Below are 25,221 nucleotides of genomic sequence, written 5' to 3'. Positions count from 1 at the left end.
ATGCAGTGTGCCAACGCGAAGCCAAACATCCACTACATACAGCATTAGCTCCATTGACGCCTACGTACCGACATGCGGAATTTCAAAGTTACTCGTGCCGGGTAGCTCGCTCAACCCCGGCATCTCTTCAGCGAGAACACGAAGCCATCAGCCAATTGGATGCCACGAATACCTCTGAACAGTCGCTGACACAGTTCAAGTTGCTAGCTCCTCCAAACGTTGTCGGCAACTGATGATTTTTTGGAGCCGTCTCGAACGTCACCTGCCCAGGCGTGCCGTCTGAAGTAGAGAAACGCTTCCCGCAGGCATTCGCACAGCGTGGTGCAGAAGCGGGTCCACCGCCGCAGCGCCAATGCTGATTCACCGTTGGAATGACAACTACACCACCGAGCTAAGGATGTCTGCCGCGCAGGACCTTTAGGGCGTCCCGAGAACCGACAATTGCAATTAGCGTCTTCGCCCGAGTCGTTCCAACGTATACCGTCTCCCAATTTGCCTCAGCGACTACCTCGTCGCCAATCCATAGCACCACGGCCTGTGCCTCCAGGCCCTTGAACCGCGCCACGGTGTCCACCAAGACGCATTTTTCCTTTCCATGGACCTCGAAAATCCAGCCGACCCCAGTCGCTTCCGCGCGCTGCTTTAGCAGGTCGTAGGGGAAGCCCTTGGGCCGCTTTGCTACTAGAACAGCGATATCTTCACGCTTCAAGCCTTCGACTTGCACCCAATGGTGAACCCGTTTCGCCACCGCATCCGCTTGCGCTTCGACCTTGTCCAGAGCACTCCAGATGACTTCCTGACCAATCAGCTCCGGCGGGTCTATCGGGCTACCTTGGTAAAAGCGGTACCCCGCCTCGTGGATTGGGGCTGTGTTGCGGCAGTTGTTCGTCAGGTAGAAGGGCTCGTCCTCCACTGGCAGCTTGGCCTTTCGGGGGTACAGCGCTTGGTTCTCGTCGATAAAGATGTACAGGTGGCCGTTCTCTTGGTCGCGAAGAAGCATCTCCACGCCAAGCCAGTACTCGTCGCTGAAATCCTGCGCCTCGTCTACGACGACGGCATCAAATTTCTCATCGAGAACGTCTGCAGACAGCGCAAGCGCGTAGGGCAGCTGGACGTCAAAGCGATGTTGGTCGCCCGTTCCCGGATAGGCCTCGACGGCCTCCTTGAGGATGTCCTGGCCCTTGTGATGCGCCTGCCTGATTCGTCGGTCGCAGAGTTGATGGTAGCTCTGGGCCTGAATTAGCGGCTCATCTTTCAGACCGATGGCAAGGGAGTCAGCAAGCGGCCGGTTGTAGCAAAGCAGTAGGACGCTGAGCCCCGAGCTAGCCAGTGCTTTCGCTTTCTCCACGGCCAGCACCGTCTTGCCAGTGCCTGCCCCGCCTGACACCACCGCACGCCGTCGGCCACCGATGACTCGAAACACTTTTGCTTGGTTAGCGGTCAAGCGGAGGCGCTGCTGCTCGGCATCGTCCACGGTTGCGCGCAAAACTGGGCGAACCTCAATTGACCTGCAGAGGATGTCCTCGATGAGCCGCACACCCTTAGCACCAAGAGCATCATCGTTGGCCTGACGCCAAAACAGCATCACGCGGTCATACCACTGAGCGATGTTCTGGATGTCTGCATTCACGCCGACGATTTCGCGCTGGCGGTCCGGTCCGAGGAGAGGGGACGGGTCAACTATGTCCGGCAGCATGACGGCATGCCCAATCGTCAAGCGTTCTCCCGCCCATTGGCGCCAGGATACGTGCCCCATAATTTGGTCCAATAGCGCGTGCCGCTCCCTGGACGCCTGTTTGAACGGGTCTTTGATGGCGTTCCGCTTGCCGTTCCTGTCAACCGAATGCCAAGCACCTATTGCCGAGTCAAAGGACACACCGCCTCCTTTGACCTCTACGGCAAGCACTCCTCCGCGAGGCGATAAGACTGTGAAGTCGGCCTCCCCCTCGTTGAGCCGCCCCCTGGCATCTCGGTAAATCCAGTTTGCGCTGTAGATAACCACGAAGTATTCAGGCAGACCGTCGCGACATGCCTCATAGAACCTTGCCTCGGCGCGAGACGGAAACGCTTTGAGCTGCTCTGCGTTCAACTGTGGAATCATCCTTGCCACATTGGCTCCTTGGACAACATCATCTTTGCTGGATTGAAAGGCCTGTTGACCTGGCGTCCATCGTCGAGGATGACGTGCATATTGAAGAATCGGCCCTTCCCGCGAACGCTCACGATTCGCCCACGGCCAACGCCGGGCATATCGATGTACATGTCCTTCTCGGGCTTAAGTGGCACCGTCGCCACGGTTTCAACGGCAGACTTCCAGCCAACGTCAAACCGGAACTGTTGAGTCAACCCATACGGGTTACGCAGCAGGTGCAGCTGCCTCCGTTTCTCGTCCTGGGCATACTCGACGACGCAAAGCCAATAGCGCTCTCCTTTCTGCTGAGCGGTAATGAGTTCCGTCGGGGTCAGCGCCACTCCCTCTTCCGTCCATGCTCCGCTCTGCCCCTTGACCTCAATGAACTCCTCCTGGTCATCGTCGGCGACGGCATGAATATCGAAGCCTGGGTTGTTGTGCGGCATCTCAGTCGAAGACTTCCACCGCCCCGCCTGGGTCCTCATGAAGTACTCGACAGCAGCGCGGCTAGTCGCTTCTCGCGCAGCAGCCTTAGCCGGGTCGTCTTCCGGATTTGGTTGGCCGGCCTCGCCAGGACCCGCTGCATAACTCAACAGCCGCCCGGCCTTGGTTCGGGGCGGCTGCGATTGCCCTCGTCGCATTCGGCCAGTGAAACGCCCATTCGTCGGTTGGTTCTGTCCTCCTAAGCCGGCCTTGGTGTCGCGAGAACCCGCTGAGGGTGCCAACAATGGCGACGCGAAGCCTTGTGGGCCGGATTCGCCGTGGCTGGTAGCACTGAGGCTTCCGTCCGTCTCCGAGCGGCCTTGCGCTCCCGATGGCGAAGAATTTGCCGAGGCCGAAGGTAAGCCAGACGGGGCTGGTTTAACCCCGTTGGATTGAGACGCTTGAGCATGAGGCCCAGCCGGAGACGGCGTAGTCTTGGAAACGACGGTCGGGCCTGTTGATGCGGTAGACGGCGCAGGAGACGAGCCAGTCCCTGTACTCGGGTTAGTCCCCCGGCTTCCGGGCCCTACGCCGCGCACGCCGGCGCCACCCGAAGAAGTTGAAGCTGGAGCCGGCGCAGAGACCAATTCTCCCTTGAACTGCTCGGCACCGGCCTCGGGCGATTCGGCGTCCACTTCGGTGGCTGCAGGTTCCTCGTCGGAGGTGGCTTCCCGCGCTCCATTAAGCTGCTCGCCGGGCGCGCCGTCGGCGCCCTCTACCTCAACTTCTTCAGCCGTCAGCCCGGCAGAACGGTCGAGCGCCTCGAGGAGGTCCGAAGGAATAGTCCCAATGCTCCTTATTCGGAGGAAGTCCTCTATGCTGTCGACTTCGCTCTCCATGAGGATGCGGGCGAATGTATCAGCCAAGTCTGTAGAGCCAACTAGGAACATGCTCAGCTCCGCAGCCAGCATGTCCTTCACCGATTTTGCGCCGGTCCGATACAACACGCGGCCCTTGCTCAGGGCAATGTCAGTCGTCGTCTCGCGGCTGTACTCCCCAAGCGACACCACCATGTCAACCTGCGGAACCTGGGCCACCTCAAGCTCTTTCAGGCTAGCGAATCGGCCCTCATCAAGTGCTTTCTCGAAGACCTCGGGCCGCTTCGCGTAGAGAACCCGTGCGAAGAAGTGAACCGAGCGCCGAACCCGCGCGGTGAGGTTTTCGTCGATGGCTCCAGAGTCAGCATTGCTGACTTCAAGCGTGATGGAGTCCGACAGTCGTGCGACCTCGGCTGAATCCAGCAACCGACCGAGTCGGGGCACCTCGGAAATCGGAATGGCCAAGAATGAGAGGTCTTCATGGTTTTCGAACAGCGCCGCGATGGCAGGGGCGTCATTAGCGAATAAGTACTCGTCGTTGGGGACGACTTCGCCGCGCTGGTTGATGTAGACCGCCTCGGTCTCGAACGTTTCAATCCAATCCGGGGACTGCGCTTCTCGACCAAACCTTGGCCCCAGGTCGCGGTTGGCGCGACGATAGATGGCAAGTGCTTCGAACTTGCGCTCGTCAGGGTTCGCGACCTCACCCAAGCGCGTTAGCGCCTCAACCCACTTCGATGTCGGAAGGTCTCTCGGGATGCCAAGCTTGTCAATGAAGAACTTGCTGAAGTCCCGATACAGCGAATGAATGGGCGGGTACAGGGAGTCCAAGAACGTGCCATTCGACCGCCAGGCCACCTCGCTCGGCTTGAACCACCCCTTGTGCAAGCCCTTGATTTGGATGAGGCCATCCAGGTTGAAGGCCTGCTTGATGTGTGCTGAGTCAGAATCCCAGAGACGTTCGTCCAATGCTCGATAGATTCCCTGGACTTGCCTAGCGGTGCCACCGCCTTCAGCCTTGAGTTGCTTCAAGCGCTTCACCAAGGCCTTCGCGTCAAGCCTGTGTGTCACGCGACATGCATCAAGCATCGCCTCTGAGAGTTCTGCGTCGATGTATGGGAGACTTTCACCAAGAAGCGTTCTGAGCTCCGTTGTTGGGTAGAAGGACTCAGCCAAAGGGGCCGTTGTTCGCTTCTTGGTCGGTGCCTGCGTTGCCCTAAGGCTTAGAGCAAGCTTCGTGTCCTTCGGACCATGAATGGAGCGACCGACCTGGAACGTATAGGTCAAGTGCCCGGCATAGTTCGCCCAGTGCATGCTCACGCACTCGAGCGTCGCCTTGCGGACTCCGGAGTTTGGTGAGTCAAGCAGCAGTTGCAGTTCGTTGCTGCACTTCCAGTCGAGCCCGTCAGCCTCAACGGCCGGAGCAAGGCGTACCCCAAGCCTTGCGAAGAAATGACACCAAGATTCCGCCTCGGCGTCTGGGTCCTTGGGCTTCGTCGTCAGGTATTCTGGCGACACAAGCTTGGCCACGTCTATGGCTTCTGCGAGGCGGGACTCTATGCAGAACCTGGGCTTGTACTCCTTACTCAGGTACAGGGCTCCCACCCTCGCGAACAGCCAAGTTCCGTCAACCTGGTTCTTTGTGCCAATCCAAATTCCTTCCCGCAGGAGCTGATAGGCCTGCGCCTCCGACTTGCCGTGTGCCAGGGCCGACTCAAGGAAGTCCTTTAGCTTGTCCTTGACGTAACGAAGGTGACCTACCAGTGCTTTGAAGTTCGAAGTCTTCCAAGCATCGCCCTTGTGCCTTGGAAGGATGTGGGCGTTGACGAGGTCGTAGGGCTCATCGGGCCGGACCTTCATCGCGGCGAAGAGCTCTACGATGTGTTCCGAATGCTTTTGCGCTTCTTCGTACAACTGGCTGTCGACAAGAACCAGCTCGCTCTCAAACCCATACTTCTTGCCCTTCCCGAGCGGGAAGAAGACGTTAGATTGAGCGGGAACAACACAAGAGCCGTCAGAGATTGGCAAACACGGATACTTCAGTAGCCCGGCCCCAAGCAACTGCTGCTGGTTGTTTGCTATGTAAGCAAAGAACTCTGCCCGCCACTCAAGCGATTGCTTTTGAAGCCATGCGCCATGGATTCTAAAGACGTTTAGTAGGTCATGGGGGGATACGTCCTTCGCACCAAGGCTTCGAAGCAGCTCATTGCCGCCCTGCATCCGTGGGTCGACGTAGTCAAAGCCGAACAGCTCTAAAGCAAGCTTCGAAGAAAACAGTGTTCGAAAACTCTTCTCGGCAATGCGCAGTTCGTTGGGCTTCTTCCAGTCCCCTGACGCTGACAGTAAGCACTTCGCGCCTGCCAGCTTGTCTATAATGGATTTCCGCAGAGAACGAAAAAACGGGTCGACTACTTCTCCTTCCGCTGGGATGTACTTCAGATAGCTGAACATCAGGGGTTCAGACTTCTTGAATATCTCGACAGCGCTTAAAAAAACTGCAGCAACCCCTGTCCGCAGTAGCTGGTTCCAAGGCCGGTCGGTGAGGACCCCTTCCCGACTCGAATTCAGAATGAAGTCCGCCTGAATAGAAAACTTGAAGCCCATGTGACGTATGGGCAAGAAGGCGAACACATGTGAAGCTGGCTCAGGCTTCGCAGCACCTGTCGCATCTACAGGAAACGCCAGTACCACCGTAGACCGCTCGATGGCAGGTCGCTTTTCGTCAGCGAACTGGTCCTTCATGGCGAAGGTCAGTTCGGCTCGGACGTAGTGCGCCACCTCTGGCAGTGGTTGCCCCCCTTCGGAATCTCGCGTGGTCGATAGACTCGACAGCTCGTCCTTATCCTCCCTGTGATAGGTGACGCGTTGCCCGTTGTGCACCAAGGTCAATTGGCGCAGCTTGTTGAGGAACAGCAACAGCCGCGCGTCAAGGTCGACCAACGTATCGGCGCCAAACTCGTAGGTCTTTGCGGCCGGGAGGATGATGGTTGTGCGGTCCCGCTGCGCGTCCGCTGGGGGCTCGCACCAGTGTGGGACGACATACCCAAGTAGGTTTCCCTCAACGGTTCTATCGAATTTGAAGTGGAATCCGTTGGAGTGAATCTCTGGTGCGTCAGAAACGGTAAACACCGACTTGAAGCCGATGCCCTTTTCGCCGATGTAGCCTGACTTCTGCTTGGTCTTCGAACTTGCTCCGACGCTGCAGATGGCCTTGACGTTGGATTCGGTGAAGCCAACTTCGTTGTTGAGCACGACTAGGCGTGACGGCGTAACCTGCAACGTCAGGTACGGGGTGACGCCGGATGCGTAGTGATTGTCGTCCGCGTTTTGGACCAGTTCCAAGACAAAGTGCGACTTCTTCGAGTACAGGTCGTCAGATAGCAGCTTTAGGGCATTGTTCAGCTGCGTTTGCAGGTTCCGCGCACCTTCCTTCACCATGTCCGACGCAGAGTCAATGTCGAGAAGAAAATTGTGAGTTCGAATTCTGTCAATAACCTGACGTGGCGTTAAATCTTTATTAGAGCCTGACATCGGCGAAGTCCCCCTGAAGTTAAGTCGGGTACTCAAGGATGCTTTATTTGTTAATCTGCATCATCACGGTACCCAGCGGCCGGTGTTTGGTTTTGTGACCCTATCAGACACCGTCCGCAGGTCGGAAGCCGCTCGCTAAACGGAAAACGCCCTGCTGAATGAGGGCCGAAAGGTTGGCGGCTGCTTGTCTAGGTGCGTCACCTCCGCGTACCAGTGTGCCTAGTTCGACATTTAGGTTCATCGCGTAGTCGGTCAAGTTAGCGCTCGACACAAAAAGCGTCTCTTCATCCGCAACTAGAAATTTCGCATGAAGCGAACCGTGTTGACCTTGACTATTGCGCTGGCGATTCCCGGTGGGCCAACCGTAAGATGTAACACTAGTGAGACGTGACAAGGCAAGCGCTACCCCCGGGTCAAAAGTTACTTTTCCCGCACTCTCATCCCGACTTTCCAGAATGAAGACGACGCGAACACCTCGCTCCGTTGCAGATTCAATTGCATTGACGAGCCTATCGACCTTGTACGCAGCGAAAGTGACAATGAAGAGCGACCTCCGCGCAGCATCTATTAATTCCAGCAAGACCTGCTCCGTGCTGCGTAACCCAGAAGTTGGATGAGTAGGACCGGACCATACTAGTTCGATACTGGTCTCTGCACGCAAGCGTATCGCTTGGTAAAGCGCTCCTTCAATCGACGCGGCAACCTCGGCCAGTGTGGTTTTATTGGTCTGTTGTTCCCACTCGGTGATGACTCTCTCAAACTTGGCTCGGGCCGTCGCATGCAGCCGCTGTTGTATCGGCAGCATCGCGGCCCATGACGTTGCCGCTCCGTGTACGCTTCGCAGTTGTTCCACCACTGCCGCAACGGCATCAGGGGAAACTTGAGCGGCAAATTCCGCGATGGCTTCAAGCAACGACGTGGAAGAGCCCATGATTATTCAAAGAAGGGGACGTTTCCGCCGCCAATCGTCTGGACAAGGAGCCCTCGGTCAAGATATTTGTTTCCTCGCTCGCAAGAAGTCTCGGGGGAAAACATGCAGGCGTGACACGCAGCCCCGTGGAGCGAAGACGTGCCATCCTGCGCCGGGCGGTGCTCCCCGCACAGAGGGTCCGAGGCGCAAAGCCGAATTTGCTCCAACGCTAAGCGAATCAAGCGACCAAGCCTTTCCGGTTCGCCAAGTGAGACCAAACCACCCAGGGTCCCTTCACTATCGGGCGCGGCTGTATACAGAAGCAAACCGGCCATAGGAGACGTGTCGCCGCCGCCATTCTCAGCGTATATGCGCTCTCGAATGCTCGCCGATGAGTACCCGGCCTCCATCGACAATTGCCGCATCAAGGCGTGCGAAAAGGAATGAATCAGCGCGTAGCGGATTCCAGGGTACCCAGTCTCAGGTTCGCGAATGCGCCGCGCCTTCCGCCACGCCGTGTGAGCGCGCCGCATTTCCTCATCCTGGCGCGTAACGCGCCGCGCCCAATCGCATATGGCTTGTTCTGAAAACTGCAGGAAAACCCCTTCCCCCCGTACTTCCGAAACAGGCACCCAGGCCGGCTTGCTCCGTCCCAGTGGCGCTCGCAGCGATTCAGGAATTTCGCTGGGGTCCGAATAGTCGCCCGGTGATTCGATGCGCGTGAATCCCGTTAGAGCACGCACCTCTCGCAGACGCTCTGCCCGAACCACCTTCTCAAAATATTGTTCGTACCCGTGCGGCGCAGCGACTGGGGTTAGCTGAAAATCCCGAGTGTTGGTGACTGGGTCCGCGCTTACGAAGACATTCCACTCTGGCAATTTCAAATTGCCGTCACCCTCGACAGTTTGTGCGCCATTTTTTTTGCCATCAATGGCATCCCATACAGCATCATCGCTATAGTCTTCTAAGCCCTTCAGATTCCCTACCGCCCTGAAGGCTGCAATCGTTTCAAGTGACGGGATATGTTGCAGTATCGCCCAGCGCTCCTCTACCAACTGCGGCAACTTGTCCACGTACATCGGAATTGAGAGCGCCGAGAGGGATATGGCGAACCAACTGTTGGACGCGCCTAGCAGCATAGTCTTAGCATGCTCTTCGCAGCCGTTGGGCGCAAAGTCCCGCAGATGTGGTCGACGCCCCCGACATCCGAATACGTCATCGCTTTCGGCGACCTCTCCGAATGCGTCTGACATGCGGCGGTCTAGCCCGCAGGTATCGCACTTGACGAGCAAATCGACGGCTTCATCTGAAGCACCAATCTTCTTCAGCCGCAGTGGACCATTGCATGTTGCCGCACCTCGATGCACAAAGCGCAACCACGGAAAGTCATCGAGATGCCCGTGACTGCAGGCCATCTGGAACCGCGCCGGCAGCGCAACCGGGGGCTGTCCAGCCTTACTGCAGTTCGCGTGAACAAAACGCGCCCGGTCCGGGCGGTAGGGGTCCGTTTTCAGTTCGAATAGTCCAGAGCTGATTGGCGCCAAAAGCTCACACCATGGACACCGAAACCACTGTGGAAACGCCGCAACAGGGACTCCAATTTTGGCGCCTCCGAGCGGGTCAGCAGAAGCAGTGTCTGGTTCGACCGGTGGGAGCAGGAGCTTCTCCACCTGGTCGCCGAGTTGAACGCGTACGGCGCGCAGCAGGCGCTCTTCACTGACCAATACGGAATGGGTCGTATCCCAGTCGTCCAACCCCATCACCATCCCAGCGATGTTGGGAAGGTCAATCATTGCGCCGACGCCATACACGTTCAGGAGTTGCGTTGGTCTAATATCACCGACCTTGTGTTTTGTCATTGTTGGCCTCCGTTCGTTGACGGCGGAACGCTTGCGCCACTGGCAGCGGCTGGCGCCGGGGCCGAATACTCTTGCCCGTACCCGTCATCGAGTGGTTTGTCGTCCATGATTAGGCCGACACTCGGCTCGACGTCGCGTAGCGAACCGAGACAGGTGAAGTCTTCCCAATCCCCCGCCCCGGTTTTCTCGAGCAAACCAACAGTCGTCCCGTCCCGCTGCCCTTGGTAACCTAACCGCGCTCCGCCGGGTTTAGGCGCTGCCTTCTTGAGCCAATAATCAATTCGGGCTTTCAACAGCTTCTCCACGCGCTGTCCTTGCGCCGTCGACTGCGTCACGGATGTTGCGCGCTGAGTTATCGCCTTAATTGCATCCTTCACAATCGCGTGCGAGCCGTCCAGTCGCCCTGCTGCCAGGTTCTCGTTAAATTCGGACGCAGGCAAACGAACCAGCGCGGCCAAGACAGCAGACACACCTCGGTCAACCGCTCGTGCTGCGAACGGAGTGACCGAAAGTGCTTCCACGTGCTGGTAGAAGGTAGCGTGGTAATGCTCGAATCGCTCGTAATGAGAAAGGTCGCGCGGCCGCCCCCAGTTGTAGACCGTGCAAACAAGCCCGGGAGCCTGTGCATTCCGCCCCACGCGGCTCGTTGCCTGAATGTATTCAGCAGTTCCCTTGGGCTGTCCACCGACAACCATAAGGCCCAACCGCTTGACGTCAACTCCAACGGATATCATGTTTGTCGCCAGCACCACGTCAAGAGGATTGGCGCGGGTCGGCCTACTACTTGTCCGTGCATGGGGCGGCAACAACGGGTCATGCGCGAATTCCAGTCGGTCCAATAAGCCGGGAATATCGCGCGAGTTTTTCCGAGAGGTCAATTCTTCGAGAGCCGGCGTGTGACGCTTCGCCAGTCCACGGCTTTCCATGTCCCGCAAACGCGAGCGAATATCATCGTCCACAAGCCGCCGCATACCCCCTAGCTCACGCATAGAATTGAAGTAGCCCAGCAAGGTCATCCAGGGGTCAGCAGCTTTGCCGTATCTCAAGAACAACGCTTGAGACGCCGACAGGTAAGCGGAATAGACGCGAATCAGTGCAACCTTCAGGCGCCGCCCGAACGCGCTCACCCCGACGTACCGTCGTCCGGGATACCGTTCGCTCGGTTCACGCTGCAAACTGAAGAAATTGTCCCGTACGTCTAGCCCTTGCGGCGGGAACACACGAACGTCGCGCAAAAATAGCGACCGCACCTGTTCGGTTGCTTGCCGTATCGTCGCCGTCGAGGCAATCAACTTCGGCCGAACGACCTTCCCTTCGACGGTCCAAGAGCACAGTTGGTCAACCGCTGTCTCATACAATCCAACAAGGCTTCCCAACGGACCAGAGATGAGGTGTAACTCGTCCTGGATAATGAGGTCCGGCGGTCGAAGTGGGCCGTGGGCTACCGCCCGTACTGCGGGCAAGCTGTTTTTTGTCGGATGCGAAGATGCATCCTCGAGACAAGGTGATGTAAATCCATGGCGCGGGCAGTACCCATCGACTTGGCCAAACAGCATCTGAGTCGTGCCATTCCATGGCATCTGGGCGAATTTATCAACCGTTGCTATCAGCAGCGCAGGCAGCCTGCGATAAATTTCTTCGTCAACAGTTAGGACCGGAATTCCTTCATCTGGTGCTTTCGCGCGACTGAATTCACATTGGCCTAACCGGTCACTGCAGTACGTGAAGACACGGGCTCTGCCTTGAGCATACGTCTCTACCTTTACGTCACGCCCAAGGTCCAGACCTTCACCGCACCAAGGACAGTTCGTCAGTTGTAGCGGAGAGCCAGTACCACTGCCCATGCCCGCGCCACGTCCTCCCAACGTCGATTGATGGGCATCCGCAACACTATTGGGCGATGTCTTCATACCAACCCAAAGGCCGACGCGGAACGGCTCCGTGCCCCACACGTCTGGAGAGCCCCGACGGATGACTTCGCATGCGCAAATCAGCGCGGAGGCACGCTGAAACTGCTGCAATGTAAGCAAACGAAGCGTATAGCGCATGATGACCGCTACGCCGGCGTGGCCCAGTCGTCCCCCCACGCTGCCCTGAAGTCGCCTCATGCCAAGCGTATATGCCGTAAGACCCAGATATGCCTCGGTCTTACCACCGCCAGTCGGGAACCACAGCAAATCTGCGATAGCAGAAGGCGCACTGCTACGCTCGGGGTGGTCGAGTTGCGTCACCCCTGGTAGATTGAGAAGCACAAATGCCAACTGGAACGGCCGCCATGAGCGGCTTTCTGACTGGTCCAGTTCGTCGATGCTCAGCCTTCGGCCGGCCCGCTTCGACTCCGACGCGAGCGTGTGGATGCGCTGTTGCCACATCGCGCGGTTAGCAAAACGGAACGCCTCGCGCGCCTTGGTGTCATGTTCGAGAAGGTCGATACCAACAGAGATGCGGTCACAGGCGACCTTGCAGTCGACCATCGCGTTCTCGGCTACCTTGCGATAGGCCTCCAGTTCTTCCTGCGGGTCGTCGATTCGTGCCGACTCTTTGGTAATCCAGTCTTTATACGCGCCCGGCAGCGCACGAAGGGAGCGGAACAGGTCTCCATCGGGCATTTCGGCCAGCGCTTTCATATCCAGAACCACATCGGCCAGAGCTGGGATGTCCTCATCAGTGGGCGGTGTCGTCTGAGGCACCTCGTATGTCGGCATCGCACGCGTGCGCAAGCGGACGCACTTCGTGAGGTCCTCGGGGTCAGCATCTGCACGTACCGCAACCCCGTGTCCCACCGCAAACTCTACCTGCCCCCGGTATAGCATTTCGAGCGCCATTTGCTCCGCATGCTGAACGGGGTCCGCCTTGCTCTCATCACGGAACAGCTGTCTTCGTCGAAAGACTGCCGCACCGTCAGTACCGGCAACGTCTAGCTCAGGCTGAAAAACCCACATTTCGTCTTTTAGGGTTTCGCTTTCCTTCTGCCCATTTACCATGAACAGAGAAACGACCCAGTCGCCATTGAGCTTGCGAATTCTTCCCTGGAGGTATACCTCCGGCTGCGACGTATCGAGAGGCACAGGAGGAACATCGCCCTCCACAAGAGCGATTGGAAGGCCAATACTGCCCATCGGGTAGCGCTTCCAGACCGTCAGCGGATTGCCCTTCTCAGTGACTTGGGTCGCGCTCTTTTCGCGCTTGTAACGGCCCCATCGCCCAGTGACGACCACGGACTGAACGTCCCCAGCTATCGTGCACGTCAGTCCAAGCGAACAGGGGGACAAGGAATCTGTCGGAAGCGGAGCGTCGTCTGTGGCCCCGTCCTCTCCGGACGCGGATTCATCGTCCGCGAGTACGTCCATCTCGTTCGCGCGCAGGCGCCTATTTCGTGGAGACAGCATACCCACCAAATAGCGGTCCTGTACTCGTGTCTCTGCCACTTCCTCATCTGGTCCGCCACGAGGCCCTAAAAGCTCCCTTTCGACCAAGTCTTCGAGTTCAGCACGCAGTTGCACTGGCGACGGTATATTGGCAGCGAGCGTTCCTTCAGCGGCGAGGTCACTAGACATTTGTGTAGTCCTTTTTAGTCACGTGCGTTTAGAACAAGCCGCCCTGCACACTTGACGGCCCCCTCCTGACACGAGGCGTCTTTGATGCGCGGTGGGGCATCGCCAACGTCAGCGAGGCATCCTCTGCTGCCTCACTCTCGAACCGCACACGATTCAGGCGGGAAAGGCGGCGCAGAATCTCTATCCTGGCTTCCTCACATATTGTGTATCGAACTTGGTCGTTATTCGGCAGATACGGAACAGCGCGGAAGTCGTGCCTTAGCTCAATGTCACCCCAGTCATACGCATCCAGCACTTCCTGGTCAATGCGCAATAGGAGCCCACGAAGCTCCGCCATCGCTGGAGGGGCATTCTCTTCACGGTGAAATCGGTTGAAGAACTCAGTCAGACCGATGTCCTCAGACTGCAACAGCCGCCTTCTACCGTCGTGAAAAGACTCCCCAAGTCGCTCCAATTCTTCACCTATCGTGCAAAGCGGAAAACTCGCAAAAGCGTCAGACGGCGTATAGGAAAGCCGAGTTTCGAGCGAAGCCGCCTGCTTTCGGGCCCATACTTCATGAATGCTACTTTGCAAAACCGCATAGAATCCGAACGCAGCATCGGCAAATGTGACAACCCGTTGGTCGAATACATAACTGTTTGGAAGCATGCATGGCGTGAGGAACTTGGACACTTGAGTCTGCCCCATCACGTAACGGCATGGTCCAGCGGTAGCATCCCAGTCTTCCGGGTGTCGGCAGAAGACACTGCCGCGCCCGAGCGCGTGATACAACGCCGGCCGTTTTTCCGCGAAATGCCACCACCTCTCCCTATACACGGCGCGGTTATTTGAGGCGCGTTCAGGCTTAACTTTCAGGCGCACAATCTCAAGCAAATCCGGGAAGTCTTCGGCAACTCGTCCAGGATAATCATCGGGGACGCAACCATCGCGCAGCCATAATTCTTGTGCCCGCTCGTCCGCTCCAAACCACGCTCCTTCCGCAGTTCTGCTCAAGGGCCAATCCCAAAAATTTATCACCCATCTGGACGGTTGCTGATAAGGATGTGAATTCAGGTCTTCACCGTTGAGATATGGAAAAAGCACCTCCCTATTTTTTTCGTCCCGAGCAATGAACGTAGCAGCCTCCACTCCATTTAGGGTGAAGCCCATACCCAACACATACGAACCGATAAATGCCTTGTTGCTATTAGCTTTTAACGGCTTGGGGCTCCATTCGTCCTCGCTTGACAAAAAAGCCGAAATAGTTGGAACACGAGTCCCGTTCAGCACCCGCTCACCATCCCAGCCGCCGCGATGCATATGTACTGCGCTTGCAGCCACCGAAGCGGTTCCCGGCCAGATAAAGTTCGTGCGTGCGGCATATACCGTGAGACCACTACGAAGCATTGGCTCAAGCGCGACTTGTCGTGTGTCGCCTTCTGCAATCGTGTTTACCGCTAGAAGACCAAAATTGCCACTCTCCCGAACCAGCATCGCTGCCCTCAAAAAGAAGTAAGCGCACAAATCCGCGCTTCCCCTACGGCCCTCTGCCTGAAACAGCACTAAGAAGTCGCGATAGTCAGTTCCGAGAGCGCCCGTAATCTTTTGACCGCCCACGAAGGGGGGGTTACCGACTATCGCGTCAAATCCGCGATTATCCGGGCGTAAGAAAACCTCAGGAAACTCAACAAGCCAATGGAATGGACGACGCCGTGCAAGTGCCGAAGCGGGATTGAGCATCCGCTCGGATTTTTCGTTTAGGCGCGACAGGTCTTCCGTCCCCTCAGAGGGGGCGTCCCCGGGCTGCTCCAAGGCGGCACCAGCATCAAGCAGTAACTCCTCCAATTTTGCGTCGAGCAAGTTCAGACTGCGCGACGCGCTACTTCCCGACGACGACAGACCAGCACCTACCACGAGGTTGGCCAAAAGCCGAACTCTTGCAAGTGCGACTTCTGCCTCCCGATATAAGCGCTCTTTCAACTGTGCATCTCGCGTATCAAGCAGTGTAAAGCTCTCAAGCTGTTCGCGCTTGGTGCGGGCCACACCTAAATATTCGAGACATTGGTCCTTTATGTAGTCATGCAGGCGTCGATGTGCGCGTGCGGGCGAAAGGTGAAAGCGCTCTACCTGTGCGGCGTCGTGCAGCCCGAGAAGGCTATCGCCGCATTTAATCGCATGGTCAAGAAAGGTAAAGGGGCGATTCTTGTGGAGAGTTATCAGCCACAGCGACAATTTCGCCATCTCCACAGCCATCGGGTTAACGTCAACGCCATATAGGCAGCGCTCAGCGACGAGACGACGAGCGAGTGCTAGCCGTTCCTCTGCGTCACGAGGCAAGAGTTGCTCGCTATGACATGAGGCAGACAACAACGCCTCGGGAACAACCAGTGGAACGCTCGGGTGAACTGATTCAGCAATTCCCCAAGCTTCCACGAGGCGCTCGGATAAAAAGCGGCACGCCTGTACTAGAAAAGCGCCCGAACCACAGGCGAAATCGCACACTTTTAGCTTTAGGATTTCTGCTGGCGCCTTTAGTCGCTCAGGGCTTGGCTCTGCTCCCCCGTCTACCCCCTCGTAGAGAAGCGGCTCCAACGTGGTCGCCACTACTGACTCAGTAAGCGTTCTAGGTGTGTAGTGCGTCCCAGTGCTGCGACGGTCCGAGCCGGAAGTAACATAGACGCTACCTTGTTGTACAACCACCGGATAGCCGTTGCTGTCCTCGCGAAGGAGAGACGCGTATCGTTTGACGCGGTCGTAGAGACCTTCCGACGTGCCGCAAGCCGATTGCAGCAAAAGCAAATTCGCACTGCTAACCTGCGTGAGTGCTCGGCGTATTGCAGCAGGCGTGCGTCCTGTTTTTTCTTTCAGGAACGCAATCAGCTCGTCTTCGCCGTGGCTTGCGTGTCTTTCGAGCTCGTCCAGCAAAATCTCAATCTCGTCGCCAGCGCTCGCCCTGAATCCCAGTACTGGGGCAGTTGCGCGCTTAGCCGTATGGTCGAGCAATCCCTCGTAAACGTGACCAATCTGCTCGATGTCCAGTGCGCGGAAAGACAGCCGGCGCGGTTCAATCCCGCCGCCTGGAACGCGCACTCGCAGAAACTGCAGTGACTCCAACAGATGCAGTACCGTGCGGTTGTTGATTGGAAGCGGTGCGGCTGGTGTATCAACCCATGAGCTGCCTGCTTTCCGACCTTCCAGAAATGGATAGCGGTTCGGGTCGAACAGGGCCCCGCCATACGCCGGCAAGCGCATCGCCTCGTGCTCCACTCCACCATAGATAACGCGACAGGTCGCCAAAAATCGGCTCCACGCGTCGTGTCGATGCTCCAAAAGCTGCTCGTCGGGTATCTCACGCAACTGGTCGCGTAGCGTCGAGATTGCGTAGTGACGGTCGTACAAAGCGTCGCCAAGCAAAAGAAGACCCCGCTCCTCAGCGGAAAACAGAAATACCAAGCGCATCATGACTGTGAGCGCTGCCTGGTAAAGGTCTTTCTCCCCGATACCCTCCAAGAAACGCCCGTGCTGCTCGACATCAATGCGGTCGAGTGCCTGAATCAATACCTCAACCGCCTTCAACACCTGTTGACCGAGTTGGTCCGTGACTTCCTGCTGATTCAGCGCGCTTTCCGCGAGCATGTGCGGAAGTGCCTCGTTCTCTGCTACACCAAAGAAACGACCAACTCCGAGTAGCGCAACAAATGCCCGCAATGTAAGTGGCTCTTCCGACCAAAGTGCCGCATCCCACGTAATGTAACTCGTGGTTTCGCCAGGCTTCGCCGCAACCAGAAGCCACTTTTCTCCGTTGGTCACAAGACCGAGTGGAACGCCGGTTGCATGCAGCAATGTCATCATGCGCGTGTCGGGTGACCCGGTCTTCCATGCTGTACCCGCTACTGGCTTTGTCAGCGCTTGGCTCTGGGGATATACGCTTACGAGCATGCGAGGAAGTGCTTCGGTTGGTGCCTTAAGCGCATACGTCGGCCGAAGGGTTTCACCGTGCTCGTGAACGCGCGCTTCCAGCCCATCTGGCAACGCCTGACCCTTGAGCAAATAATCGTCCGGATAGCCGAGGGTACGCGTTAGCACGAACTCGAGCCATGCGGTGTGAATCGCGACTTCCGTACGATGGTCCTCCCATTCACCGAACGCAAGACGAACGTTCTTGGAGACCTCAGTGTCCTGCGCGTCCAGCCCCTGAGGGAACACTCGCAGCAGCACTGGCAGGGACAGGAACGGCCCTGAAACCTCAACTAGCGACAACCATTCGTTATGTTGACGGGCAATCGACATGGCTTATGCTGCTCCTTGGCGAGCAAGGGCTTCCGGAACCAAATAGGTCACTGATACAGGGAAGAGGCGGGGGTTCGGCTCGGCAAATCGAGTCAATATGAGTTTCTCTTCTAGTTCCATTTCTCTTGGGAGCTCATCGACACGTCGCTCCAACGCATTGCGGTCTCGCTCAAACTGGTCTTTCTCTGGCGTTGAGAAGAGCTCGAGCTGGGGTGTAACATCGTGCAACTGTGAGCGAATACTCGCCTGCAGTTCACTCAGCACAGCGCGCATAGCGCTGATTTCACGCGTGGCTCGCTCGTCGAGTCGATTCTGCAGTGTTTCCGTTCGGTCCTTCACGCGAGCCTCTAACGAGCGAAGCAATCCTTCCTCGTGGCTCGGCCAGAGTGCTATTAGACGCTGCTGCATGGATTCCGTGGGACGATGACTGGTGGCGGCGCTCAGAAGCTGCTCCAAGCGCCCAATTTGGGGAATCCTTGCGAAGCGCCCTTCTCGTAGCTCGCCGCCCGCGAAAATAATTTCCTCGTGAATGCGCTTGTTGTCTCCACCGAGGACTACCAGCCGACCGTGAGCGACAACAATGGGAACATCAGACGCCTGGTTTGGAATCACTCGCGCCGTGACGCGGTGAAGTCGATGATGACCGGTGACGGACCAAATCTCTGCCCGCAACCGTTGCAAACAATTCTGAACGAGCCTGTGATTCAAGTGCGCCAGAACGACATCGTCTCGACCAGTTGCAAGGGAATGGTCGAAGACAATCGGGCGAACCTCCTGCGTATGCGGATGTCGCAGTCCTTCCGTAGCCTGGCTCCAAGACCCTGTGAGATGTGGCAGTCGAAAGACCGGACACTTCGCTCGCTTGCCAGACGAGTCGGGCCAGACTCCGTCGAGAGTCGCCTCTTGCAGCGGCGGTTGCCCGGCGAGTGCCAGCCCCACCGTTACCACCGATAGGATGTTATGGGGGTCTAGATGTAGTTCGCGCTTCGTCTCGTTGAGTTGCTCGTGAAGCTGCTGAAGCTGAGCCCGAAGGTCGTGCCTGACGCGAAGTAGCTTTCGCGAAGCCTCACTATCGCGCTCGGCTTGTTCCGTATTAAGGTGTTTCCGACGGCCAAGCATTGCCTCGGTAACCTGCGCGGAAATCACTGGGCCCACCTTCCCTAGGTCTTCACGAATGTTCTCCACCTTTTGAGCAGCGCGCATCAGAAATTCGAGGTCTCCCTCGAGGTCGCCGGGTGCGACATCGGTCGCGTTCTGTGCATTTTTTCGATACCCGTTGCCCACGAAGTGATAAATCATCACCTTCGATTGGCGCTGACCGTGCCGGTCGATTCGACCGTTCCGCTGCTCCATCCGATTGGGGTTCCACGGAATCTCATAGTGGATGAGTCGCGAGCAGTAGTTTTGAAGGTCAATACCTTCCGATGCTGAATCAGTTGCCAGCAAGATACGGACTGGCGAGATATCCGGGGATGTCTGGAACGCGGCTTTCACCTGCTCGCGGTCGTCACTATGCATGCCGCCGTACATAGTCATCACCCGGTCTTCGCCAGTGAATCCGTTGAAGGCAAGTAAGCCCTGCAGCCACTTCTGCGTTGCGCGATACTCAGTAAATATGATGACGCGTTCGTTGTTCCAGCCCCCGCTGGAGAAAAGTATCGCCTTCAACCAGGATATCAACTCAACCGCTTTCGCATCGGGACGCATTGCAGCGTCTCTCGCCCAAGAACGGAGCTCGGCTAGCAACTGGTCCTCCTCGGCTGTAAGGGGACTGAAAAGCGCGACCGCCGAGTCAACGGCCTCATCAGTGGCGAAATCTATCTGATGGTCATCCGCCGGGTCTTCATCCAGCGCTTCGACTTGGCGACGCAGAATGCCAACGACAGGCTGTTGCGTCCGACTTACCGACCGACGCGCGTTGCGGAGCGATTCGAGATGCTTCTCCAGCGTTAGGCGGAACGCTTCTGGCGACGAAAAAAGCCTTTTCTTAAGCAGCTTCAGAACGAATTCGCTCGCGAATCGCTCCGCGTCGTCTCGAGCTGTACGAGAACGCAGTTCCGCATAGCGCGAAAGCGCTCGATGCGCGCCGCGCTCAGCGTCCGTGTATGGCACTTCCAATGGTTCGACGATGCGTTCTGGATAACGAGGCGTACCATCCCACCGTGGCGGCAGCTCCCGCTTTAGTCGTCGAACCATGACCGCCGCTAGTTGCTCCGGATTCGGCCGAACACTGCGCGCGAATCGCTGATTGTCCAGCAATTCGAGAAGCGACGAAAAACTCTCCGAGTAGCCGTTATGGGGCGTTGCTGACAGGAAGAGCTTGTGTTCGAAATGCGGCGTCAACAGGCGAATTGCCCCCGTCCGTTGTGAGTCGGTCGCGTATCGCCCGGTGCCCGCCGGCGCTACGTTATGTGCTTCGTCGACAACGAGCAGGTCAAACCGGCGCGGGTATATCGGCTGCCCGGGCGCGGGCAGCGCCTCCCGCATCAGTCGTAGCGGTCGTTCACGCTTGAGAAAGTCAATGGACGTGATGAGGCGCGGGAAATGCGTCCATGGATTCACGTTCAAACCACGGGTCCGGCGAAGCTCCTTCATCAACTCGCTGTCCACAATGCGGAAATCGAGTCCAAACTTGTCCCGCATCTGGTCGCGCCACTGAATCTGGATTCCGGACGGGCACACGATTAGCACCGTTCGCGCTCGGTGTCGCAACATCATCTCCTGAATCACCAAACCACTTTCGATGGTCTTCCCGAGACCGACATCATCTGCAATCAGCAGATTGACTCGAGGCATTTGTATGGCACGCGCCAACGGGTCGAGCTGATAGTCCTCGATTTCCACGCCACTGCGGAAAGGAGCTTGAAGAGTTCGGGTATCGCCCTGAGCAACGGCGCCCCATCGAACCGCATTAAGGAACGCGTCGAGGCGCTCTGGCTCGTCGAAGCCAGTTACCTCTGGCATCGAAGCGCGCTCGAGAACCGAAGCGCCAGGCTCCAACTCCCAAATCACCCGCAGTTCTTCGCCGGCGGCATCATCTTCGACGCACGACAGCGACACAAGATTCTCGCCGTAGGCGCCGTCCGTCATGCCACTGGCGGCGACGGAAGTAACGACGTAGCGTCGGTTACGAACTGATACCAACTGTCCGCTGACAGGCACCCCGGTTGACTCAACAATGGTCATATATGTCTTTTCTGCTGAACAGAACCGCATTTTAGGGCGCAAACATCCGTTTCTAGCCTCGCACGCGAGCAAGACGAAAGCAGCGTCCCAGACGGCGCAGCAAATGTCACATCCAAAATCGACGCAACAGTTTGATTTATAAAGAAATTCTAAAAAATCTTAATCTCTTGGCGAGACGGCCTCCGTTACCTCGGTTAACGGCACCAATTTGTCTTTACAATAGGCTCAAAATCCTAACACCATTGAAGCCCGGGGCAAGTCGAATGAAGGCCGAATTTGAGGCGGTTTTGCGCAGTGAAGCTGTCGCACGGCTTCCCATCGACGCTTTTGTACGCGCGGTAACCGTAAATCGGGGACGCCAAATTGCGCTGCTGCTCGGCGCCGGTGCATCACTTTCATCGGGGATGCCAAGCGCCGAGAGATGTGTCTGGGAATGGAAACGCGATATCTTTGTCACGAACAACCCAACGCTACGCGAGACAGTCGGCGAACTCTCGTTGGCGGGAACAAAGGCGCGAATACAGCAATGGCTCGACCTTAGGGGTAATTACCCGCCAGCTGGAAGCGACCAAGAATATTCCTTTTACGCGGCCGAATGCTATCCGACGGGCACTGATAGGCGCGCGTTCTTTCACGGATACGTCCAGTCCGCCGCTCCCCACACCGGCTACAAGCTTTTGCCGCTACTGGCTAGGTGTGGACTTCTGAAGACCATCTGGACCACAAATTTCGATGGACTTCCAGCGAGAGCGTGCGCTGCCGCAAATGTCATCGCCGTCGAAACCGGCATTGACTGTCCTCACCGGGTTTTGCGTCCACACGTCGAGGGGGAGGTCAGGGTCGTTTCTCTCCACGGCGACTATCGATACGACGCGTTGAAAAATACCAGTGAAGAACTCCAAAACCAGGAACGCGAACTCACGAAGGCGCTTATCCACGAGGCAGTTGATTGCGACATCGTAGTGCTCGGATACAGCGGACGAGATGCGTCTCTGATGAAAGTTTTGGAAAGCGCTTTCCTGACGCACGGACAGACTCGCCTGTATTGGTGCGGTTATGGCGACACTCCCACGCAGCAAGTCGCCGAATTGCTCGGCAAAATCCATGCGTCAGGCCGAGATGCCTTCTATATCGCAACCGAAGGTTTCGATGATGTTCTGGCGCGAATTGCACTCCGTCACCTAGATGGCGACTTGCTTGTTGCTGCGAAATCGGTTCTCGACACGGCAGGTCAACAACAAGCGGCCAAGCTCTTTGCTGTGCCACCGCTAGACGTCACGGCACTCATTAAGAGCAACGCGTATCCATTCGGCTATCCACTGGAGATTGTCCAACTCCGACTTGATTTCCCCAAAGACGTTGACCGCCGAGCGTGGCTGGACAAGAAACTCGAGGGTATTGACGCATGTGGCGTTGTCGCCGAAGACGGCGCGTTCGCACTAGGCGACGCGACTGTGCTCGCGAAGCGCTTCGACGGAGACCTAAAGCACAGCGTCTCTGCTCTCGCTATTTCAGACGAAGAGTTCGCGAAAGACGGTCGTATTAGGTCGCTCATCCAAAGGTGCTTTGTACGGAGTAGCGCGAAACTTATCGATGTCGAAACGGATGGTCGGCGTCTTTGGGAGGCTGCCCACTACACAACAAAGAAACATAATGGCGTCACCTTTTCGATTCATCGGGCCGTAAAAATCCGACTCACCACGTTAGGCCGAAAGGCACTTGCAGTCCTCATGCCAGAAGTTGTGGTGAAGGACGCCCGGGGAATGCTCGCCAACTATGAAGTCGCAAAGATTTTGAAAAACGAGGTCTACGGCTTTCAGCACAACAAAGAATTCGACGCGGACCTTCAGCATTGGGTTCGTCGTCTTGGTGGCGTAGACATTCCAGCGTGGGGTGGAGGACACTACCGCATCGGCAAGGCACCTTGGTATGCAAACCTCGCCCAGCGAGGAAAAAACCCCTTGCCAGAGAAATTCAAGCAATACGCTCGACAGGATGGACTCATCGTTCCTGACGCACCGCTGGTGTTTGCATCATCGTCCGGCTCGCACGAAGTCAGGGACGTCAATCCGCTCCGAGGTTTAGTCAACAATCGTCCGTGGGACTACAGCCTCACCCAAGTCGGTCTCGCAGCGGGCATCGAAGTGTCTGTTATATGCCCTCAACGTGATAAGGACTACCTCAAGCGCTTTCTACTAGGTCTTCAAGAACGCGCTCAGCCAGAAAGGTCTGAGCAAGATTACCTGCTTCCCTATCCTGGATTCTCAGCCGGGTTCGGCCTTCCGCTATCGGCGCCAAACCCGGGAGACCAGAATTGGCTCGATGTAGACGACAATCTGCCGACCGACTTGTTATCGGCTGCCAAGACCCTCGGACAGCGTATTTGCCGAGGGCTGGACGTAATTCGCAGGATGAATCCTCAGGCCATCGCCGTCGTCTATGTTCCGGCCCGATGGCAGGACCTCAATATCGTCCATACAGAGGCCGAGCACTTCAACCTGCACGATTATGTCAAAGCATATGCCGCCCGGGCGGGCTTGAGCACACAATTTATCAGAGAGAGAACCACCAGCCCATCGCAAATTTGTCGCGTGCGATGGTGGGTCTCGCTCGCGCTTTACGCTAAGGCTTTGAGAACTCCGTGGCGTCTGGACTGCATCGACGAAGAAACAGCCTACGTCGGACTCGGATACAGCATTGACCATGCTGCGGAGCTTGGTACACACGTTTTGCTCGGTTGCAGTCATCTTTACAGTTCTCGCGGGGAAGGTCTCCAGTTCCGCCTCGGACGCATCGAGAATCCAATTATCCGAGGCAAGAATCCGTTCATGTCGGAGGATGACGCTCGCAGGACTGGGGAAACGATTCGACAGCTATTCTTCGATTCGAAAATGCGCCTTCCATCTCGCGTCGTGGTTCATAAGCGCACACGATTTATTGAGGAGGAGAAGCGAGGTCTTTGCCAAGGTCTAGAAGGGGTCGCCAACATAGAGTTAATCGAAATCAACATTGAGGAGTCCCTCCGATACGTCGCCTCAAAGCAGGTGTCAGGAAATTTGGAAGTCGACGGCTTCCCGGTTCCTCGAGGAACAACGATTGTTCTAGACGGACACTCCGCATTGCTTTGGGTGCACGGCTCTACACCTAACGTTCGGAACCCAAATTTTAAATACTTCCAAGGCAAGCGCCGCATCCCTGCCCCTCTCTTGATTCGCCGACATATGGGACAGTCAGACGTTGTTCAGGTCGCATCCGAGATTCTCGGCCTGTCCAAAATGAACTGGAACACCTTTGACTATTACTCGCTTCTTCCGGCGACATTGGACTCTGCGACGGCAATCGCAAAGGTTGGTACATATCTCAGCGGTTTTGGCTCTGCTCCGTATGACTACCGCCTCTTGATATAGTCAGTTCCTCACAGTCGGAACAAGTAGCCTCAATGAAAATTCGGCTCATCGATGGCAACTCACGGAGCAGATGTGACATATCAACGAGTCGCTGTGCTACTAGATGTCGAACCTCGCCTTCGCGCTGCCATACACCGAGGATATCGAGAAGTGAGCTGTGGATTGATTGCAGATGAACAGACACAGCCGGAAAGGAACGAGAGTCCAGAGTCGTTGGAAGCGCCCATCGCCCACCGATGAGGCATTCTCTCGCGTTGACTGCCCGCTTTACGAAGCGAAAAGCTGCGGAAAGAACCGTGTATCGGTAGTGTGAGCTGACTGCTCTTCGCCTGCGGACAAACTGTCCTTGGCGGGCCTACCTTCGTGCTTTCCGCCGCAGGCTCAAGGGCCACCGCTCTCGCTGACGCAAACTGGACAGTGGCGCCGCTCCCCACGTCAATGCTTTGCTAAGGCCAGCAACGCGGATTAACAGCTTGCCACCGGGACGCCATTGCGCTGCCAGCCTCAAGCGTTGCAGCACTGGCAGTCAGGCGCTCCGCAGTGAGGGCCTCCACTGTACGCATAAGGATGGTTAGGTCCGCCGGCTTACGAAAGAACGCGGACCAGCAAGGTGGGCCGTCCCCCGGCCCGGGCATGGCTGACAACATCACAATTGGCAGGTGCGCGAGCGCAGGATTACACCTGACGTGCCTGCAAAGCTCTGCGCCGTCCATTTCGGGCATTTGCCAGTCAGTGATAATTAGCCGGGGAATCTCGCGTAGAAGTTTCTTCAATGCGTCCGCGCCGTTTTTCGCCAGCACAACTTGATGGCCGTTGCCTTCGAGAGCCAACTGCAGAGCCCAGCGGTTGTCGGAGTCGTCATCGACGAGAAGAACGGTAGACATGACATGAACACTGGTGAACTCCCTCGGAGTGCCGCAACAGACGTGCCCCGGACGTCCGACGGGCCGCCGGTTCCGGCATGGACTAAGCGTCCGCTGCTGCAAGCCAATTGCCAGCGATATTCAGGAAGGCTTGGCCGTGCGAACCTCGGGCTATCCGGCTTGATGAATCTCGCCACAGATTGCAC

Annotated in this window: 9 protein-coding genes; 1 reads left to right on the top strand and 8 read right to left on the bottom strand. The window is 57.0% G+C overall.

Going from position 1 to position 25,221, the window contains the following annotated elements; genetic code table 11:
* Positions 1-391: 391 nt before the first annotated feature.
* The 7 genes from OKW37_RS08605 to drmD all read right to left on the bottom strand — a co-directional run bounded on the left by OKW37_RS08605 (position 392) and on the right by drmD (position 20,745).
* Positions 392-2,101: an NERD domain-containing protein gene (locus OKW37_RS08605; protein ID WP_429408457.1), complete on the bottom strand. Its 1,710-nt coding sequence runs from the start codon at positions 2,099-2,101 to the stop codon at positions 392-394.
* Positions 2,098-6,963: a sacsin N-terminal ATP-binding-like domain-containing protein gene (locus tag OKW37_RS08600; RefSeq protein WP_429509796.1), complete on the bottom strand. Its 4,866-nt coding sequence runs from the start codon at positions 6,961-6,963 to the stop codon at positions 2,098-2,100. The genes OKW37_RS08605 and OKW37_RS08600 overlap by 4 nt, the downstream gene beginning before the upstream one ends.
* A gap of 103 nt (positions 6,964-7,066) precedes the next feature.
* The gene (gene drmC, locus OKW37_RS08595) at positions 7,067-7,894 is read right to left on the bottom strand and encodes a DISARM system phospholipase D-like protein DrmC (RefSeq protein ID WP_429407001.1); all 828 of its coding nucleotides are present in this window, start codon (positions 7,892-7,894) and stop codon (positions 7,067-7,069) included.
* Positions 7,895-7,896: 2 nt separating this feature from the next.
* Entirely contained in the window at positions 7,897-9,732 is a 1,836-nt protein-coding gene (gene drmB, locus OKW37_RS08590) for a DrmB family protein (RefSeq protein ID WP_429407003.1), read from the bottom strand.
* Positions 9,729-13,289, bottom strand: a complete 3,561-nt coding sequence (drmA, locus tag OKW37_RS08585; protein ID WP_429509794.1) for a DISARM system helicase DrmA — start codon at positions 13,287-13,289, stop codon at positions 9,729-9,731. The genes drmB and drmA overlap by 4 nt, the downstream gene beginning before the upstream one ends.
* A 28-nt stretch (positions 13,290-13,317) precedes the next feature.
* The gene (locus OKW37_RS08580; protein WP_429407007.1) at positions 13,318-17,559 is read right to left on the bottom strand and encodes an Eco57I restriction-modification methylase domain-containing protein; all 4,242 of its coding nucleotides are present in this window, start codon (positions 17,557-17,559) and stop codon (positions 13,318-13,320) included.
* A 3-nt stretch (positions 17,560-17,562) separates the two neighbouring features.
* Positions 17,563-20,745, bottom strand: coding sequence for a DISARM system SNF2-like helicase DrmD (gene drmD, locus OKW37_RS08575; RefSeq protein WP_429407009.1), 3,183 nt, complete (start codon positions 20,743-20,745; stop codon positions 17,563-17,565).
* Positions 20,746-21,008: 263 nt separating this feature from the next.
* On the opposite strand from drmD, the gene OKW37_RS08570 reads away from it, so the two are divergent.
* A complete protein-coding gene (locus OKW37_RS08570; protein WP_429407011.1) occupies positions 21,009-24,152 on the top strand; it encodes an SIR2 family protein in 3,144 nt (1,047 codons plus the stop codon).
* A gap of 446 nt (positions 24,153-24,598) precedes the next feature.
* Here the strand turns inward: OKW37_RS08570 and OKW37_RS08565 are convergent, their stop codons facing one another.
* Positions 24,599-25,036 carry a response regulator gene (locus OKW37_RS08565; RefSeq protein ID WP_429407013.1) on the bottom strand — a complete coding sequence of 146 codons (438 nt, stop codon included), beginning with the start codon at positions 25,034-25,036 and terminating at the stop codon, positions 24,599-24,601.
* Positions 25,037-25,221: the final 185 nt, after the last annotated feature.

The organism is Paraburkholderia sp. MM5482-R2 (assembly GCF_050436125.1).
GTDB classification, from domain to species: domain Bacteria; phylum Pseudomonadota; class Gammaproteobacteria; order Burkholderiales; family Burkholderiaceae; genus Paraburkholderia; species Paraburkholderia tuberum.
Note: the sequence above shows the minus strand (reverse complement) of the source record. Positions and strands in the feature narration are given on the sequence as shown.